Origin of the sequence: Bifidobacterium xylocopae (assembly GCF_003315615.1) — a bacterium.
Lineage (GTDB): Bacteria > Actinomycetota > Actinomycetes > Actinomycetales > Bifidobacteriaceae > Bombiscardovia > Bombiscardovia xylocopae.
This window is the reverse complement of the sequence record NZ_PDCH01000051.1, coordinates 1-475: the sequence shown is the minus strand read 5'-3', so window position 1 is coordinate 475 and position 475 is coordinate 1. Positions and strand designations below refer to the sequence as shown.

Below are 475 nucleotides of genomic sequence, written 5' to 3'. Positions count from 1 at the left end.
GGGAGTATCAGAGTCGGCTGATGATGCCTTGATTGCGTGCTTGACTGAGATCGAGAGGTTTGTTGCTTCGTCGAGCTGGGGCGGTCCGCCTCGTCTATTCGCGCTGGTGCGTACCGTCGATCTTGTGAAAGCTGAGCCAGCGCTGGCTGGTCAGCTTGCCATCGGTCGCCATGACAGCTTGTCCAGTATCGAGCCGGACGACTTTCGGCCCGGTGACGACCTTGCTCAGGCCCTTTCCACCACGTCTTGGGGTGATGCTGTGGATGGGGCCGCTAGCTGCGTCGAGAGGATCTGCTTACCCGATGACTGCGCCGATGAGATACCTCACGATCCGGAAAAAGCTGCGGCGTTTGTAGCTGCTCATCCGAAACGTCAAGAGGTACGAGTGGTGGCCGGGGCGCTTCGCGATGGAAGCCACTACGGTGTCGCCCGTCTCGTCGAGCACCCCGACGAGCTTCTTGGCTCGATTGATCTG

The 475-nt window shown here is 60.0% G+C and carries 1 protein-coding gene; it reads left to right on the top strand.

Features of this window, described 5'->3' with window-relative positions; translation table 11 throughout:
* Window positions 1-40: 40 nt before the first annotated feature.
* Window positions 41-475, top strand: a 435-nt coding sequence (locus tag CRD59_RS07590) for a PPA1309 family protein (RefSeq protein ID WP_201736589.1), incomplete at its 3' end; no start/stop codon positions are given.